This is a genomic window from Brasilonema octagenarum UFV-OR1 (assembly GCF_963888615.1).
GTDB classification, from domain to species: Bacteria; Cyanobacteriota; Cyanobacteriia; order Cyanobacteriales; family Nostocaceae; genus Brasilonema; species Brasilonema sennae.
Genome location: NZ_CAWPKW010000137.1, coordinates 1 through 556, shown reverse-complemented (window position 1 = coordinate 556; position 556 = coordinate 1). Strand labels below are relative to the sequence as shown.

Genomic DNA, 556 nt, shown 5'->3' with positions numbered 1-556 from the left:
GTATACCGAAGAAGATATCGTTTTTTTGGAAGAATGCCTGAAAAAGGAACCACGTACATACAACAGTCTTCAACTAACTCAAAAACTTCTTTGCGATGCTCCAGCAGGGAGCCAGCAAAGCTGATCGCCAAATTAAACTGAGTCCCGATAGATTAAGACGGGTACTTAAAAAAAGGGGGTCATTTGGAAACGTACAAGAAAAAGCCACAAGGGGAAACAAGACCGAAAAACCAGACAAATCAAGCAACCAGACTTAGATATGTTGGAACTATCTGCTGCTACAGGAGAAATAGACTTGAAATATCTGGATGAGTCAGGTTTCTGTATGTGGAGCGAGCCAAGTTACACCTATTACCAACGAGGAGAGCAAAAATGCTTAGAACAAACAAAACGTCGTGGTCGTAGATTAAGCATTATTGGGCTTCTTCAACCTCTAATCAGCTTTGTTTACGGTTTAGTTATTGGCGGTGTTAATCGCAAGTCTTATATCCAGATGATGGAGCTTGAAGCACAAGAGGCAGAAAGAATTGGATGTACCACAGTCATAGTACAAGAT

General features: G+C 41.0%; 1 pseudogene. It reads left to right on the top strand.

The features are described from left to right. Positions 1-259: 259 nt before the first annotated feature. A pseudogene (locus AC5590_RS09125) lies at positions 260-556 on the top strand (IS630-like element ISAcma27 family transposase); the annotation flags it as partial.